Origin of the sequence: Nocardia salmonicida, from assembly GCF_036142455.1 — a bacterium.
In the GTDB taxonomy this organism is placed as follows: Bacteria; Actinomycetota; Actinomycetes; order Mycobacteriales; family Mycobacteriaceae; genus Nocardia; species Nocardia salmonicida.
This window is the reverse complement of sequence record NZ_CP108014.1, coordinates 3529138-3544537: the sequence shown is the minus strand read 5'-3', so window position 1 is coordinate 3544537 and position 15400 is coordinate 3529138. Positions and strand designations below refer to the sequence as shown.

Annotated in this window: 14 protein-coding genes; 12 read left to right on the top strand and 2 right to left on the bottom strand. The window is 68.1% G+C overall.

Features of this window, described 5'->3' with window-relative positions:
* Positions 1-182: 182 nt before the first annotated feature.
* The 4 genes from OHS03_RS16800 (at position 183) to OHS03_RS16785 (ending at position 3248) form a co-directional block, all read left to right on the top strand.
* Complete coding sequence (locus OHS03_RS16800; RefSeq protein WP_062983060.1) at positions 183-806, top strand: riboflavin synthase; 624 nt, start codon at positions 183-185, stop codon at positions 804-806.
* A gap of 207 nt (positions 807-1013) precedes the next feature.
* Positions 1014-2258, top strand: a complete 1245-nt coding sequence (locus tag OHS03_RS16795) for a bifunctional 3,4-dihydroxy-2-butanone-4-phosphate synthase/GTP cyclohydrolase II (protein ID WP_056810501.1) — start codon at positions 1014-1016, stop codon at positions 2256-2258.
* 25 nt (positions 2259-2283) lie between these two features.
* The gene (gene ribH / locus OHS03_RS16790) at positions 2284-2760 is read left to right on the top strand and encodes a 6,7-dimethyl-8-ribityllumazine synthase (RefSeq protein ID WP_194824598.1); all 477 of its coding nucleotides are present in this window, start codon (positions 2284-2286) and stop codon (positions 2758-2760) included.
* Between the two features lie 2 nt (positions 2761-2762).
* Positions 2763-3248, top strand: coding sequence for a PH domain-containing protein (locus OHS03_RS16785; RefSeq protein WP_371852118.1), 486 nt, complete (start codon positions 2763-2765; stop codon positions 3246-3248).
* An 81-nt stretch (positions 3249-3329) separates the two neighbouring features.
* Here the strand turns inward: OHS03_RS16785 and ggt are convergent, their stop codons facing one another.
* On the bottom strand, positions 3330-5282 hold the full coding sequence (ggt, locus tag OHS03_RS16780) for a gamma-glutamyltransferase (RefSeq protein ID WP_328663872.1): 1953 nt from the start codon (positions 5280-5282) through the stop codon (positions 3330-3332).
* 168 nt (positions 5283-5450) lie between these two features.
* Here ggt and OHS03_RS16775 point away from each other — a divergent pair, with 168 nt between their 5' ends.
* Positions 5451-6143 carry an HAD family hydrolase gene (locus OHS03_RS16775; protein ID WP_328663870.1) on the top strand — a complete coding sequence of 231 codons (693 nt, stop codon included), beginning with the start codon at positions 5451-5453 and terminating at the stop codon, positions 6141-6143.
* A 111-nt stretch (positions 6144-6254) separates the two neighbouring features.
* On the opposite strand, the gene OHS03_RS16770 is transcribed toward OHS03_RS16775, so the two are convergent.
* A complete protein-coding gene (locus OHS03_RS16770) occupies positions 6255-6668 on the bottom strand; it encodes a hypothetical protein (RefSeq protein ID WP_328663868.1) in 414 nt (137 codons plus the stop codon).
* A gap of 376 nt (positions 6669-7044) precedes the next feature.
* Here OHS03_RS16770 and uvrC point away from each other — a divergent pair, with 376 nt between their 5' ends.
* The 7 genes from uvrC (at position 7045) to tpiA (ending at position 15369) form a co-directional block, all read left to right on the top strand.
* Complete coding sequence (gene uvrC / locus OHS03_RS16765; RefSeq protein ID WP_056810486.1) at positions 7045-9030, top strand: excinuclease ABC subunit UvrC; 1986 nt, start codon at positions 7045-7047, stop codon at positions 9028-9030.
* Positions 9031-9149: 119 nt separating this feature from the next.
* On the top strand, positions 9150-10106 hold the full coding sequence (gene rapZ, locus OHS03_RS16760; protein ID WP_328663867.1) for an RNase adapter RapZ: 957 nt from the start codon (positions 9150-9152) through the stop codon (positions 10104-10106).
* Positions 10103-11149, top strand: a complete 1047-nt coding sequence (locus OHS03_RS16755; protein ID WP_056810479.1) for a gluconeogenesis factor YvcK family protein — start codon at positions 10103-10105, stop codon at positions 11147-11149. The genes rapZ and OHS03_RS16755 overlap by 4 nt, the downstream gene beginning before the upstream one ends.
* Entirely contained in the window at positions 11140-12123 is a 984-nt protein-coding gene (gene whiA / locus OHS03_RS16750) for a DNA-binding protein WhiA (RefSeq protein ID WP_056810477.1), read from the top strand. Before OHS03_RS16755 ends, whiA begins: the two co-directional genes overlap by 10 nt.
* 217 nt (positions 12124-12340) lie before the next feature.
* Positions 12341-13357 carry a type I glyceraldehyde-3-phosphate dehydrogenase gene (gene gap, locus OHS03_RS16745; protein WP_056810475.1) on the top strand — a complete coding sequence of 339 codons (1017 nt, stop codon included), beginning with the start codon at positions 12341-12343 and terminating at the stop codon, positions 13355-13357.
* Positions 13358-13362: 5 nt separating this feature from the next.
* Positions 13363-14577, top strand: coding sequence for a phosphoglycerate kinase (locus tag OHS03_RS16740; RefSeq protein WP_328663865.1), 1215 nt, complete (start codon positions 13363-13365; stop codon positions 14575-14577).
* Positions 14578-14580: 3 nt separating this feature from the next.
* Entirely contained in the window at positions 14581-15369 is a 789-nt protein-coding gene (gene tpiA, locus OHS03_RS16735; RefSeq protein WP_062983072.1) for a triose-phosphate isomerase, read from the top strand.
* Positions 15370-15400: the final 31 nt, after the last annotated feature.

Below are 15400 nucleotides of genomic sequence, written 5' to 3'. Positions count from 1 at the left end.
CGATGCCCTGTCGATCGGTTCCGGTGGCCGAGTGCTGCCCACGGTCGGGTTCGGCCCCCGACCCGGGCTCACCGGCCGCGCTACTAGGCTGTGCGACGAGCTGGGCGGTCGCGTGGGAATAGCGGCCACCCGCCTGCTGTTGGGCCCAACGGGTACGGATGACGCGACAAGGGAGTTCAGGCATGTTCACAGGGATCGTCGAGGAGCTCGGCGAGGTCGTGGCCACCGAAGCGCTGACCGACGCCGCCCGGTTGACGATCCGCGGCAAGCTGGTGACTTCCGATGCCGGACACGGCGATTCGATCGCCGTCAACGGCGTCTGCCTCACCGTGGTCGACGTGGTCGACGGCGACAGCTTCACCGTCGATGTCATGGACGAGACGTTGAAGCGTTCGAGCATCGGCGGCCTCGTCACCGGATCGCCGGTCAACCTCGAGCGCGCGGCCGCGCTGAACAGTCGCCTCGGCGGGCACCTCGTGCAGGGCCACGTCGACGGCACCGGCACGGTGCTGCGCCGCAGCCCGTCGGAGAACTGGGAGATCGTGCGGATCTCGCTGCCGGATTCCATCGCGCGCTATGTGGTGGAGAAGGGCTCGATCACGGTCGACGGCGTCTCCCTCACCGTCTCGGGTCTCGGCATCGACGACGAACCCGGTGCCGACGGAAGCCGTGATTGGTTCGAGGTCTCGCTGATCCCGACCACCCTCGCACTGACCGTCCTCGGTACCGCCCCCGTCGGCGCCACCGTCAACCTCGAGGTGGACGTCATCGCGAAGTACGTAGAACGCCTCGCCCAACGAGGCTGACACCGATCTGCGCCGGGCCTCACAGAACACCCCGTCGCCACCGTCGTAATGTAGGAAGTCATTGCCATCCCAGGGCAGTTTCTCGGCCGCCTCGATCTGGACTGACCAGAGGGTGCGACGAAGGAGTGCCCGCCGGGAGGGAAGATCGAGGCCCACCGGGCCGAGAAACCCGCGGCCCCGGCCGCCAAATATACGGAGCAAGCAGACGTGACCAGGTTGGACAGCATCGAGCGCGCGGTCGCCGATATCGCGGCCGGCAAGGCTGTTGTCGTCATCGACGACGAGGACCGGGAGAACGAAGGCGATCTCATCTTCGCGGCCGAGAAGGCCACCCCGGAGCTGGTCGCGTTCATGATCCGCTACACCTCCGGCTACATCTGCGTGCCGCTGACCGCCGACGACTGCGACCGCCTCGGCCTGCCGCCCGCGTACGCGATGAACCAGGACAAGCACGGCACCGCCTACACCGTCTCGGTGGACGCGCGCGAGGGCATCACCACCGGCATCTCCGGCGCCGACCGGGCCGTCACCATGCGCTTGCTGGCCAGCGCCGAGGCCAAGGCCGACGAATTCACCCGCCCTGGCCACGTGGTGCCGCTGCGCGCCAAGGACGGCGGCGTGCTGCGCAGGCCCGGCCACACCGAGGCCGCGGTCGATCTCTCGCGGATGGCCGGACTGCGTCCCGCGGGCGTGATCTGCGAGATCGTCAGCCAGAAGGACGACGGGCACATGGCCCGTACCGACGAGCTGCGCGTGTTCGCCGACGAGCACAACCTGGCGATGATCTCGATCGCCGACATGATCGCCTGGCGGCGCAAGCACGAGAAGCATGTCGTGCGGGTGGCCGAGGCCCGGATCCCCACCGCGCACGGCGACTTCAAGGCCGTGGGCTACCAGAGCATCTTCGACGACGCCGAGCACGTCGCGCTGGTGCGCGGCGACATCGGCGACGGCGAGGACGTGCTGGTGCGCGTGCACTCGGAGTGCCTGACCGGCGACGTCTTCGGTTCGCTTCGCTGCGATTGCGGCCCGCAGCTGGACGCGGCGCTCGAGATGGTCGATCAGGAGGGGCGCGGCGTCGTGCTCTACATGCGCGGGCACGAGGGCCGTGGCATCGGTCTGATGCACAAGTTGCAGGCCTACCAGCTGCAGGACACCGGTCGCGACACCGTCGACGCCAACCTCGATCTCGGCCTGCCCGCCGACGCTCGTGATTACGGCACCGGCGCGCAGATCCTGGTCGATCTCGGTATCCGCTCGATGCGACTGCTCACCAACAATCCGGCCAAGCGAGTCGGCCTCGACGGCTACGGCCTCGCGATCACCGAGCGCGTTGCGATGCCGTTGCGCGCCAATGCCGAGAACCTGCACTACCTGCGCACCAAGCGCGATCGGATGGGCCACGACCTGGTCGGCCTCGACGATCTCGACCTGGGTGAAACCGCGCAGTGATCACCACTTCGGAAAGGCAGTAACGATGAGCGGCACGGGTGTTCCGTCCTTCGCCTTGGCGCAGGCCAAAGACGTCAAGCTCGGCATCGTCGCCTCGCGTTGGCACACCGAGATCTGCGACACCCTGGTGGCGAACGCCGAACGGGTGGCCAAGGACGCCGGCGTCGAACACGTGACCGTGGTGCGTTGCGCCGGCGCGATGGAGCTGCCGGTCGTCGCGCAGGAGCTGGCGCGCACCCATGACGCTGTCGTGGCGCTCGGCGTCGTGATCCGTGGTGGCACACCGCATTTCGAGTATGTCTGTGATGCGGTGACGGCCGGGCTGACCCGGGTGTCGCTGGATGCGGCCACTCCCGTCACCAACGGCGTGCTCACCACGAACGACGAGGAGCAGGCGCGCGATCGGGCCGGGCTGCCCGGTTCGTCGGAGGACAAGGGCGAGCAGGCGTGTGCCGCTGCCCTCGATGCCGCGCTCACGTTGCGCGCGCTGCGATCGGTGTGACCGTGCCGGTGGTGCGGACGTGGCGTCGCGGTGCTCCCGAGCCCGACTCGGGCTGGGAGTTCGAGGTGCGTCCGCGCCGGGCGATCCGCACCGCCGTGGTGGTCGCGATCATCATCCTCGTCGCGTTCACCGCGGGTGGGGTGCTGCTGCGCACCGGGTCGACCGGGGTGAACTTCCGGGTCGCCGATCAGGTCGCGATGATCCTGATCGGCGTGGTCGGTGCGGGTGCGGTACTGATGCTGACCCGGCCGCGAGTGCGCGTGGGTAGCCAGGGTGTCGGGGTACGCAACATCTTGGGCGAGCAGGTGTACCCGTGGGCCTACATCCGCGGCGCGGCCTTCCCGGACGGCAAGGCGTGGGCCCGCCTCGAACTGGCCGATGACGATTATGTCCCGATGTTGGCGATCCGTTCCAACGACAAGACCCACGCTGCCGACGCCATCGAACGCGTCCGCGAACTCGGCGCCCGCTACGCTCCGCAGGACTGAATTTCGCTGACCGTAGTCACCCGGGGCCGCTGTCTGCCGACAGCGGCCTGTGCGCCACCTGGTGACGCACAGGCCGACGCGTCAGCGGGTGTCGCCGAGGACCGCTCCCTCGCGGCGCGGATCCGCACCGCCGATCCAGCCGTCCTCGCCGTTGTGTTGCAGGGCGCTGAGTCCGCTGGACTGCGGCGCCACGGAGACCTGATGGCCCATCGCCCGTAGCTTCTCGACCAGCGGATCGTGGGCGCCGTTGTCGGTGGCATCGATGTCGGGGTGCTCGCCGCCCACGCCGGTGACCGGCGTATTGCCCGCGCCGAACGACACCCCGGAGACCGCCTGTTGCGGGTCGAGACCCCAATCCAGAACGTTGACCAGCGTTTTCACGACGAACTGGATGATCACCGAACCGCCCGGTGAACCCGTGACGAGCTTCAGTTCGCCACGGTCGCCCTTGTCGTCACGATCGAACACCAGGGTCGGAGCCATCGAACTGCGCGGGCGCTTGTTGGGCTGGAGGCGGTTGGCCACCGGGGTGCCGTCGGGGTCGACGGGGTCGGCGGCGAAGTCGGTGAGCTGATTGTTGAGGACGAATCCGTCGACGAGATGGAACGACCCGAACGCCGATTCGACCGTCGTGGTCATCGCGGCGGCGTTGCCGTACTTGTCGATGACGGAGATCTGGCTGGTGCCGTGTTCGGGCGGCTGTGGGCCGTTGCCGAGGGGGACCGGGCCGAGGTTGCCCGGCTTGGCGGTCCCCATGCTGCGCTGCGGGTCGATCAGCGTCGACCGCTCCTTGAGGTACTGCGGGTGGACCAGGGAGAGGGCCGAATTACCCGGCAGCGGAACGAAATCCGGGTCGGCGACGTACTTGTTGCGGTCGGCGTAGGCCAGCCGCTCGGCCTCGGAGATCAGGTGCACGGCCTGCGCGTCGGGGCGGCCGCCGTTGGCGTCGAGCTCCTGGGGACGCAGCGCGGGGAGGTCGAAGTTGGCGAGGATGCCCAGCGTCGCGGCGACGGTGCTGCCACCGGAGGACGGCGCGGGCATGCCGCACAATTCGTACTTGCGGTACCCGGTGCACAGTGCCGTGCGCTTCTTGGCCTCGTAATTCGCCAGGTCGGTCGTGGTCAGCGCGCTCGGGGTGCGACCACCCGCCGTGCTGCCCGCGGCCTCGACGATGTCCTGGGCGATGGCGCCACTGTAGAAGGCTTTCGCGCCGTCGGTCGCGATCGTCGACAGCGTTTTCGCCAGCGCCGGATTGGTGAGGACGGTGCCGGACTTCTTGGGCGAACCATCGGCCTCGAGGAAGTAGCCGCGCGCGGCTTCGTCGGCGGCCAGGTCCTTGGCGGACTCTGCGATCTGCCCGGCCAGCCGCGGACTGATCTCGAAACCGCTGTCGGACAAACTGATCGCGGGATCGAACAGTTCCTTCCAGGCGCTCATCCCATGCTCCTGGTGCGCGAGTTCGAGCATCCGCAGCACGCCGGGAACACCGATCGAGCGACCGCTGGCGCGGGTGTTCGGCGCGGGTTCGGTGCGGTCGGTATCGCTGACCCAGCGCAGATAGTTCTCGGTCGCCGCGGCGGGCGCGGTCTCGCGGCCGTCGTAGGTGTCGACCGTGCGCGACTTCGCGTCGTAGTGGACGAGGAACGCGCCGCCGCCGATTCCGGAAGCCTGCGGTTCGACCAGCCCGAGCACCGCCTGTGCGGTGACCAGCGCGTCGGCGGCGGTGCCACCCGCGCGCAGCACCCTGCACGCGGCCTCCGTGGCAACCGGATTGGCGGTCGACACCGCGTAGGTGCTGGTGCGGACCGCCGTCATGTCCGAGCGGTATCCCGACGAGATCTCCGGGTTGGTGCTGAGGTTCTGCGAGGTCGGCGCACCCGCACCGGTCGCGGGCGCCGCGGACACCGGTGTGCCGTTGGGCGTGCTCGTACACTCGGCAGCCGTCTTCTCATCTGTCGAACATCCGGCCAGTACCCCCACCGCGAGCACTGCGGCCGTCGTGGCCCCGATCCACGTCCGTCGCCTTGGCGTCATAGAGGCAGCGTAACGCGCCGGTCCGACACCATTCGAGCTTTTTCCGCCGGGGCGCAGGTCGCCGACCTCCTCGGTGATCTCGACGCCCGGATGACGTGTTCGCGAATCCTGGACTCCCCGGCCGGTTTCCGCCGGAGCCGTACTCGCCGTCTGGCTACCCTGGCTGATATGGATATCGACGCGGTGCTCTTCGACTACTCGGGCACGGTCTTTCGTTTGGAAGACGACCGGACCTGGGCCGACGAGCTCGTCGGCGACGACGGCACACCCTTCGACATCGCGGCGAAAGCCGAAGTGCTGCGGCGGATGACGGCCCCGGTCGAGCAGTTCATGACCTTCGACGCCGCGGGCCAACATGCCTGGGACAACCGCGATCTCGACCCCGCCCTGCACCGCCACGCCTATCTGGAGGTGCTGCGCGGATCCGGCCTGCCCGATACCCAGGCGACGCGCCTCTACGAACGCCTCATCGACCCGCTCACCTGGACTCCGTACCCCGATACCGGCACTGTCCTGAAATCGCTTGCCGCCCAGGGAATCCCGGTCGGCATCGTCAGCAATATCGCCTTCGACATCCGCCCCGCCTTCGCGAAGCACGGCTGGACGGACCTGATCGGTGCGATGACCCTGTCCTACGAAGTAGGCGCCATCAAACCGAACGCCCAGATCTTCCGCGACGCCACCGACCGCCTCGGCGTCGACCCCGAACGTGTCCTCATGATCGGCGACAGCGCCGAAGCCGACGGCGGCGCCACCTCCCTCGGTGCCCGCTTCGTCCTTGTCGACGCGGTCCCCACCATCGATCGCCCCCGTGCCCTCATCGACGCACTCGCCGAACACGGCATCCGAACTGCCGACTGACCGTATGCGGGCGACTCGTCGGTCGGTAGTCGTGCCCGGCAACCGACTCCTACGCCCCGGTCGAGACGCCCGCGGACGCGCACTGCCGTGCTGACCAGCGCGAGGCGCAGGTCAGCGTTCGCGGGTGAACCAGGCCCGGGCCGAGGGCCGAAGCAGCATCCCCGCGACCGCGGCATTGGCGACGACGCCGACCACCCCCGGCGGCAGCCCGGTGAGAATGCCCGTCGACGACACCAGGCACGCCAGCACCGCGACCCCGATCGCCGCCTTGCGCACCAGATCGCCACCCTGCCGGAACAACAGCACCAGCGGAATCAGGGCGAAGGACGGCAGATACCCGGCGAGCAGCGCGCCGAGCGAGCCGCCCAGCGCCACCGTGATCGCGATCAGCACCACACCGACAGCGGTCGCTACCGCGGCGATCAGCCGCGCCCCGCGCACCGTCCCCGGCATGGCTCCCTGCGGGGACGCCTCGTCGTCGTACAGGTCATCGCCGGTTTGTGACAGGGCGGCGGCATTGCTCATCGGACGTCCTTTCGGGCACAGAATCCGAGCACTCACGCTACACAGGCGGGCGCACAGCTCACCCCGGCGACCTCGCGAGCAGGTTTGCGCCGACCCCGCTGGTCAGCAATCCTGAGCAAACTCGGGCGGTGCCTGACTCGCCATCGAGCCGAGCCCACACAAGGCCGTCGACCCGCCGACCACAATAGCCGTCGTCCTGATCTCCCAGCCGCCGGTCGGACGGTTTCGTCGCGCTCAGGTAGGGCTGAGTCCGTGTGGCGTTTTCGGACGCGGAAAGGATTGTGCCAGAACGGTTTCGGTGTCGGTCAAGGGTCGCCCGCGCCAGTCGGCACCTCGGCGGTGCGGACCTGTCGGAGTCCCTCGCTAGGCTGGATGGGTGGCAGATCCCGCGACGTACCGGCCGGCGCCGGGCACGATCCCCGTCGAACCCGGTGTGTACAAGTTCCGGGACGTGCACGGGCGGGTCATCTATGTCGGCAAGGCCAAGAGCCTGCGGAGTCGGCTGAATTCCTACTTCGCCGATGTGTACTCGCTGCATCCGCGTACCAAGCAGATGGTCACCACGGCGGCCGCCGTCGAGTGGACGGTGGTGTCCACCGAGGTGGAGGCGCTGCAGCTCGAGTACAACTGGATCAAGGAATTCGATCCGCGGTTCAATGTGCGCTACCGCGACGACAAGACCTACCCGGTGCTCGCGGTGACCCTCAACGAGGAGTATCCGCGGCTGTTCGTCTACCGCGGGGCACGCAAGAAGGGCGTGCGGTACTTCGGCCCCTACGCCCACGCCTGGGCGATCCGCGAGACCCTCGATCTGCTGCTGCGGGTGTTCCCCGCGCGCACCTGCTCCAACGGAGTCTTCAAGCGGCACAACCAGATCGGGCGCCCCTGCCTGCTCGGCTACATCGACAAGTGCTCGGCGCCCTGTGTGGGCCGGGTCAGCGCCGACGAGCACCGCCAGATCGTCGAGGACTTCTGCGACTTCCTCTCCGGCAAGACCGACAAGATGGTGCGCGCGCTCGAACGCCGCATGCACGAGGCCGCCGAAGACCTCGACTTCGAGAACGCCGCCCGCCTGCGTGACGACGTGCAGGCGCTGCGCCGCGCGCTGGAGAAGCAGGCCGTGGTGCTCGGCACCGGCACCGACGCCGATGTGATCGCCTTCGCCACCGACGAACTCGAAGCCGCGGTCCAGATCTTCCACGTCCGCGACGGACGCGTGCGCGGCCAGCGCGGCTGGGTCGTCGACAAATCCGGTGACGCGCTCGACGTCGCGGAATCGGGAACCGAGATGGCGGCCCTGGTCGAACAGTTCCTCACCCAGTTCTACGGCGAACAGGCCGCCATGGCCGATCAGAACGGCGACGCGGCCATCGTCGTCCCGCGTGAGGTGCTGGTGCCCGAACTGCCCGCCGACGCCGAGGAGATCGGCGAGTGGCTCAGCGAGATGCGCGGCTCGGCGGTCTCGCTGCGCATCCCGCAACGCGGCGACAAGAAGGCGCTCGCCGAGACGGTGCAGCGCAACGCCGCCGAGGCACTGGCCCAGCACAAGCTCCGCCGCGCCGGTGACCTCACCTCGAGATCGCAAGCGCTGCAAGATATTCAGGACGCACTCGAACTCGACAGCGCCCCGTTGCGGATCGAATGCGTCGACATCAGCCATGTGCAGGGCACCGACGTGGTCGCCTCGCTGGTGGTCTTCGAAGACGGCCTGGCGCGCAAGTCCGACTACCGCCACTACGCGATCAAGGAGGCCGCGGGCGACGGCCGCTCCGACGATGTCGGCAGCATCGCCGAGGTGACCCGCCGCCGCTTCGCCCGCCTGGCCCGCGACCGCGAACAACCCGTCGAGATCGAACCCGACGAGGTAGACGAACCCGCCTCACGCCCCGGCATCGACCCCACCACGGGCCGCCCGCGCCGCTTCGCCTACCCGCCCAACCTCTACGTCGTCGACGGCGGCGCACCCCAGGTCGCCGCCGCCGCCGAGGTCCTCGATGAACTCGGTATCACCGACGTGGCGGTGATCGGTCTGGCCAAACGCCTCGAAGAGGTATGGGTGCCCGGCGAAGCCGACCCGGTGATCATGCCGCGCAACAGCGAGGCGCTGTTCCTGCTGCAACGGGTGCGCGACGAGGCTCACCGTTTCGCCATCACCTTCCACCGCAGCAAACGCTCCCGTCGGATGACGGCATCGGCACTGGACTCGGTGCCGGGCCTCGGCGAGACGAGGCGAACGGCCCTGGTCACCCACTTCGGCTCGGTCGCCAGGATCAAGGACGCGACCGTCGAGGAAATCACCTCGGTGCCCGGAATCGGAGTATCGACGGCGAAAGCAGTGCTCGCGGCACTCAACAGTCCGTAACCGCGACGGGCGGGATCGCAGGACGCAAGATTGCGTGTGCCGTACGTTGTGTGTCTGCGCCCGATACCCGAACCGGTGCGGGATGATCGAAAGGCACCCAGAAACGGATCCGGTAGGACATGACACGCGTCGAATCGAATAGCAATGCGGGGGCGGCACCCGGTCAATCCGGGACGGTCACCGACACACAGCAACCAGTAGAAGTGGTCATCGTGACCGGCTTGTCCGGCGCGGGCCGCGGCACTGCCGCGCGCGTGCTGGAGGACCTGGGCTGGTACGTGACCGACAACCTACCGCCCGAACTGATCGGGCGGATGATCGAACTAGGCGCCGCCGCCGACCCGCCGATCCGTCGGCTCGCGCTGGTCATGGACGTGCGCAGCCGCTTCTTCACCGGTGAGCTGTCCGGCGTCACCGAGCAGTTGCGCGGCGCGGGCATCCGCACCAGAGTGCTGTTTCTCGAGGCGTCCGACGATGTGCTGATCCGGCGATTCGGCTTCGCCCGACGCCGTCATCCGCTGCAGAGCGACAGCCCCGACGGGACGCTCTCGGCCGGGCTCACCGCCGAACGAGCCAGGCTGGCCCCGGTCAAGGGCGCCGCCGACCTCGTCATCGACACCACCGAGCTGTCGATCCACCAGCTGCACCGCAAGCTGGAGGAGGCATACGGCGCGGGCGCGCCAGCCGCACTGCAACTGACCGTGCAATCATTCGGCTTCAAGTACGGTGTTCCCCTCGACGCCGACATGGTGTTGGACGTGCGATTCCTACCCAACCCGCATTGGATTCCGGAGTTGCGGGAACACACAGGACAGGAGTCGGTGGTCAGCGATTACGTGCTGTCCAGGCCCGGTGCGCGGGACTACCTGCAGACCGGCAAACACCTGGTCGACTTGACGACGACCGGATACCGCCAAGAGGGGAAGCGATACATGACCGTGGCAGTGGGGTGCACCGGCGGCAAACATCGCAGTGTCGCTATCGCCGAGGCACTGGGTGAGCGCATCGGCGCCGATACCGGACACGCGGCGGTGGACGTCGTTCGCGTCGTGCACCGGGATCTGGGGCGCGAATGAGTGGAACCGAAGCCGACCCAGCCGTTGTCGCGTTGGGCGGTGGACATGGGCTGTACGCGACATTGACAGCGGTGCGAAGGCTGACGCGGCGGATCACCGCCGTGGTCACCGTCGCCGACGACGGTGGGTCGTCCGGTCGGCTACGCGCCGAGCTGGGCATGCTCCCGCCGGGAGATCTGCGGATGGCCCTCGCGGCGCTGTCCGAGGACGCCGGCGACGTATGGACCACGACGGTGCAGCACCGCTTCGGCGGCACCGGCGCGCTCGCCGGGCACTCGGTGGGCAATCTGATCCTGGCCGGACTCACCGACATCCTCGGTGACCCGGTGGCCGCGCTCGACGAGGTGGGCCGCCTGCTGCGGATCACCGGCCGGGTGCTGCCGATGTCGCCGATTCCGCTCGACATCGAGGCCGAAGTGTCGGGCCTCGAGTCGGATCCGCGGATCGGCCGGTGTGTACGCGGTCAGGTTGCGGTGGCGACCACGCCGGGTAAGGTCCGGCGGGTGCGGCTGATTCCGTCCGATCCGCCTGCCAGTCCCGAGGCGACCGCGGCCATCGAAGACGCGGATGTTGTTGTGCTGGGACCTGGTTCGTGGTTCACCAGCGTCATTCCGCATGTCCTCGTGCCGCAATTGCACGCGGCGCTGGTACGCACCGAGGCACGCAAAGTGCTCGTACTGAATCTGGCGGCCGAGCCCGGCGAGACCGCCGGCTTTTCCGCGGAACGTCATCTGCATGTATTGTCCCAGCACGCACCGGATTTCGCGGTCGACGATGTGCTCGTCGACTCGGCGTCGGTGCCCGAGGGGCGGCAACGGGAACATGTGGCAAGAGCCGCCGAACAGTTGCGTGCACGGGTAACGTTCTGCGATGTCGCCGAGCCGGGAACGGATCGGCATCATCCCGGAAAACTTGCCGCCGCACTGGATCAGCTGATCCGGTCGCCGCGGTCGCAACTGGCAGGGCTTCGAGTCGAGGGACGACACAGTGTCTCAGATGTGCGTTCCGGGTCGGTGGGAAAGGAGCGCGTCTCGTGGCGATGACAGCCGAGGTGAAGGACGAGCTGAGCAGGCTCGTGGTATCGCAGGTCAGCTCGCGCAAAGCGGAACTGTCGGCGTTGCTGCGGTTTGCGGGCGGTCTGCACATCGTGGGGGGAAGGGTGATCGTGGAAGCCGAGGTGGACATGGGGTCCATCGCCCGGCGACTGCGCAGAGAGATTTTCGAGCTGTACGGATACGGCTCCGACGTGCATGTGCTCGGCGCGGGCGGGTTGCGTAAGACCTCCCGCTACGTCGTGCGGGTGTCGAAGGAAGGCGAGGCGCTGGCGCGCCAGACCGGGTTGCTCGACGTGCGCGGACGTCCCGTTCGCGGGCTGCCCGCACAGGTGGTCGGCGGCAGCATCGGTGACGCCGAAGCGGCATGGCGTGGCGCGTTTCTCGCGCACGGTTCGCTCACCGAGCCGGGTCGTTCCTCGGCGCTCGAGGTGAGCTGCCCCGGGCCGGAGGCGGCATTGGCGCTGGTCGGCGCGGCGCGCAGGCTCGGCATCACCGCGAAGGCGCGCGAGGTGCGCGGCACGGATCGGGTCGTGGTGCGCGACGGCGAGGCGATCGGCGCCCTGCTCACCCGCATGGGCGCGCAGGACACCCGGCTCACCTGGGAAGAACGGCGGATGCGCCGTGAGGTGCGGGCCACCGCCAACCGGCTCGCCAACTTCGACGATGCGAACCTGCGTCGTTCGGCGCGTGCGGCCGTCGCGGCGGCGGCTCGGGTGGAACGGGCGCTCGAGATCCTCGCCGACGATGTGCCCGAGCATCTCGCCGCGGCGGGCAGGCTGCGGGTGCAGCACCGGCAGGCCTCGCTCGAGGAGCTCGGTCAGCTGGCCGAGCCGCCGATGACCAAAGACGCTGTCGCCGGCCGGATCCGGCGCTTGCTGTCGATGGCCGACCGTCGCGCCAAGGACCTCGGCATCCCCGATACCGAGTCCGCGGTGACGGCGGAACTGCTCGACGACGCGTAATAGGAATATCGACAGACTCCGCACGCCGAAAGGTGTGGCGAATCCGACGATTAAGGCAGAGCGGTCATCGATGACCGCTCTGCCCTCTATTCTGGGGGCTCCGCAGGCCTGAGGCCGGGGAGCTCACAACTCACAGGTGGCTGTCGTGAAAGGCTGGCGCGGCTACTACTGTGGTTACCGTCGGAATGAATCCGCTTGAAAGCTGAGGAGCGATAACGTGACTGTCCGGGTAGGTATCAACGGCTTCGGTCGTATCGGACGTAATTTCTTCCGTGCGGTGGAGGCGCTGAAGGCCGTCGGCGAGACCGATATCGAGATCGTCGCGGTCAACGACCTCACCGACATCAACACCCTCGCTACCCTGCTGAAGTACGACTCGATCCTGGGTCGTCTGCCGCAGGATGTCTCCGTCGAGGGCGACACCATCGTGGTCGGCGAGCAGCGCATCAAGGCGCTCGCGATCAAGGAAGGCCCCTCGGCGCTGCCGTGGGCCGACCTGAACGTCGACGTGGTCGTCGAGTCGACCGGCATCTTCACCGCCGCCGAGAAGGCCAAGGGTCACCTGTCCGCCGGTGCCAAGAAGGTCATCATCTCCGCGCCCGCCACCGGCGACGACATCACCATCGTGATGGGCGTCAACGACGACAAGTACGACGGCAGCCAGAACATCATCTCCAACGCCTCCTGCACCACGAACTGCCTCGGTCCGATCGCCAAGGTGCTCAACGACTCGTTCGGCATCGTTAACGGTCTGATGACCACCATTCACGCCTACACCCAGGACCAGAACCTGCAGGACGCGCCGCACAAGGACCTGCGTCGCGCCCGCGCCGCGGCCCTGAACATCGTGCCCACCGGCACCGGCGCCGCCAAGGCCATCGGCCTGGTGCTGCCCGAGCTGCAGGGCAAGCTCGACGGCTACGCGCTGCGCGTTCCGGTCCCGACGGGCTCGGTCACCGACCTGACCGCGACCCTGGCCAAGCCCGCCACCATCGAGGAGATCAACGCCGCGATGAAGGCCGCCGCCGAGGGCCCGATGAAGGGCATCCTCAAGTACAACGAGGACCCGATCGTCTCCAGCGACATCGTCACCGACCCGCACTCGTCGATCTACGACGCGCCGCTGACCAAGGTCATCGACAACCAGGTCAAGGTCGTCTCCTGGTACGACAACGAGTGGGGCTACTCCAACCGCCTGGCCAACCTGGTCGATCTCGTCGGCAAGTCGCTCTGATCGCGATGACAGTGCAGACACTGCAGGATCTCCTGACCGAGGGTGTCGAGGGCCGGGGCGTGCTCGTGCGCTCCGACCTGAATGTTCCCCTCGACGACAACGGCCAGATCACCGACCCGGGCCGCATCATCGCCTCGGTGCCGACGATCCAGGCGCTGGTCGATGCCGGCGCCAAGGTGGTCGTGATGGCGCACCTGGGCCGTCCCAAGGGTGAGCCCGAGGCCAAGTTCTCGCTCGCTCCCGTGGCGGCGAAGCTGGCCGAGCTGCTGGGCCGCAACGTCCAGCTGGCCGGTGACGTGGTGGGCTACGACGCGCTCTCGCGCTCGGAAGGCCTCACCGACGGCGACGTGCTGCTGCTCGAGAACGTGCGCTTCGACCCGCGCGAGACCAGCAAGGACGACTCGGAGCGGGCCAAGCTGGCCGCGGCGTTCGTCGAGCTGGTCGGCGACGACGGCGCGTTCGTCTCCGACGGTTTCGGCGTGGTGCACCGCAAGCAGGCGTCGGTCTACGACGTGGCACAGGTGCTGCCGCATTACGCGGGCACCCTGGTCGCGGCCGAGGTCGAGGTGCTGCGCAAGCTCACCGAGGACCCGGCCCGTCCGTACGCGGTGGTGCTCGGCGGCTCCAAGGTTTCGGACAAGCTCGCGGTGATCGAGGCGCTGGCCCCCAAGGTCGACACCCTGGTGATCGGCGGCGGCATGTGCTTCACCTTCCTTGCCGCACAAGGACTTCCGGTCGGCGGCTCGCTGCTGCAGACCGAGATGATCGACACCTGCAAGTCGCTGCTCGAGCGCTTCGGCGACGTGCTGCACCTGCCGGTCGACATCGTGGTGGCGGACAAGTTCGCGGCCGACGCCGACACGAAGACCGTCGCCTCGACCGAGATCCCCGACGGCTGGCTCGGCCTCGATATCGGCCCCGAGTCGGTGTCGCGGTTCTCCGCGCTGCTGACCGAGGCCAAGACGGTGTTCTGGAACGGCCCGATGGGCGTGTTCGAGTTCGACGCGTTCGCCGCGGGTACCCGTGGCGTCGCCGAAGCCATCGTGACCGCCACCTCCAAGGGTGCGTTCACCGTGGTCGGCGGTGGGGACTCGGCTGCCGCCGTGCGCTCCCTCGGATTGCCCGACGACGGCTTCTCGCACATCTCCACCGGTGGCGGCGCTTCTCTCGAATACCTGGAAGGCAAAGAGCTGCCCGGTATTTCGGTGCTGGAGGGCTGAGCGATGGCAACACGGAAACCGCTCATCGCTGGCAACTGGAAGATGAACCTCAACCACCTCGAGGCCATCTCCCTGGTGCAGAAGGTGGCGTTCGCGCTGCCGGAGAAGTACTTCGCGAAGGTCGACGTGACGGTGATTCCGCCGTTCACCGATCTGCGCAGTGTGCAGTCGATCGTCGACGGCGACAAACTGTTGATCACCTACGGCGCGCAGGACGTCTCGGCGCACGACTCCGGCGCCTACACCGGTGAGATCAGCGCGGCGATGCTGGCGAAGCTGGGCGCCACCTTCGTGGTGGTCGGGCACTCGGAGCGTCGTCAGTACCACCACGAGGACGACGCGACTGTACTGGCCAAGGCCAAGCAGGCGCTGAAGTACGAGATCACCCCGATCGTCTGCATCGGTGAGGGTCTCGGCGTCCGCGAGGCGGGTACGCACGTCGAGTACAACCTCGAGCAGCTGCGTGGTTCGCTCAAAGGTCTGACGGCGGAACAGATTTCGCAGGTCGTCATTGCCTACGAGCCGGTCTGGGCCATCGGCACCGGCAAGGTCGCCTCGGCGGGCGACGCGCAGGAAGTGTGCGGCGCGATCCGTGGCGAGCTGGAGAAGCTGGCCTCCCCGGAGATCGCCGCCGGTGTGCGCGTGCTCTACGGCGGCTCGGTGAACGCCAAGAACATCGGCGAGCTGATCCGTCAGCCCGATATCGACGGCGCGCTGGTCGGCGGTGCCTCGCTCAAGGGTGACGAGTTCGCCACCCTGTCGGCGATCGCCGCGGGCGGACCGCTGCCCTGATCGGGTTCTGAACGCCGAAGGGCCGGAAACG

Excerpts from the sequence above, each read along its gene's own strand:
- OHS03_RS16800 (WP_062983060.1), top strand. The coding sequence starts at position 183 with ATGTTCACAGGGATCGTCGAGGAGCTCGGCGAGGTCGTGGCCACCGAA.
- ribH (WP_194824598.1), top strand. The coding sequence starts at position 2,284 with ATGAGCGGCACGGGTGTTCCGTCCTTCGCCTTGGCGCAGGCCAAAGAC.
- ggt (WP_328663872.1), bottom strand. The coding sequence starts at position 5,282 with ATGACGCCAAGGCGACGGACGTGGATCGGGGCCACGACGGCCGCAGTG.
- OHS03_RS16775 (WP_328663870.1), top strand. The coding sequence starts at position 5,451 with ATGGATATCGACGCGGTGCTCTTCGACTACTCGGGCACGGTCTTTCGT.
- OHS03_RS16770 (WP_328663868.1), bottom strand. The coding sequence starts at position 6,668 with ATGAGCAATGCCGCCGCCCTGTCACAAACCGGCGATGACCTGTACGAC.
- rapZ (WP_328663867.1), top strand. The coding sequence starts at position 9,150 with ATGACACGCGTCGAATCGAATAGCAATGCGGGGGCGGCACCCGGTCAA.
- OHS03_RS16755 (WP_056810479.1), top strand. The coding sequence starts at position 10,103 with ATGAGTGGAACCGAAGCCGACCCAGCCGTTGTCGCGTTGGGCGGTGGA.
- OHS03_RS16740 (WP_328663865.1), top strand. The coding sequence starts at position 13,363 with ATGACAGTGCAGACACTGCAGGATCTCCTGACCGAGGGTGTCGAGGGC.
- tpiA (WP_062983072.1), top strand. The coding sequence starts at position 14,581 with ATGGCAACACGGAAACCGCTCATCGCTGGCAACTGGAAGATGAACCTC.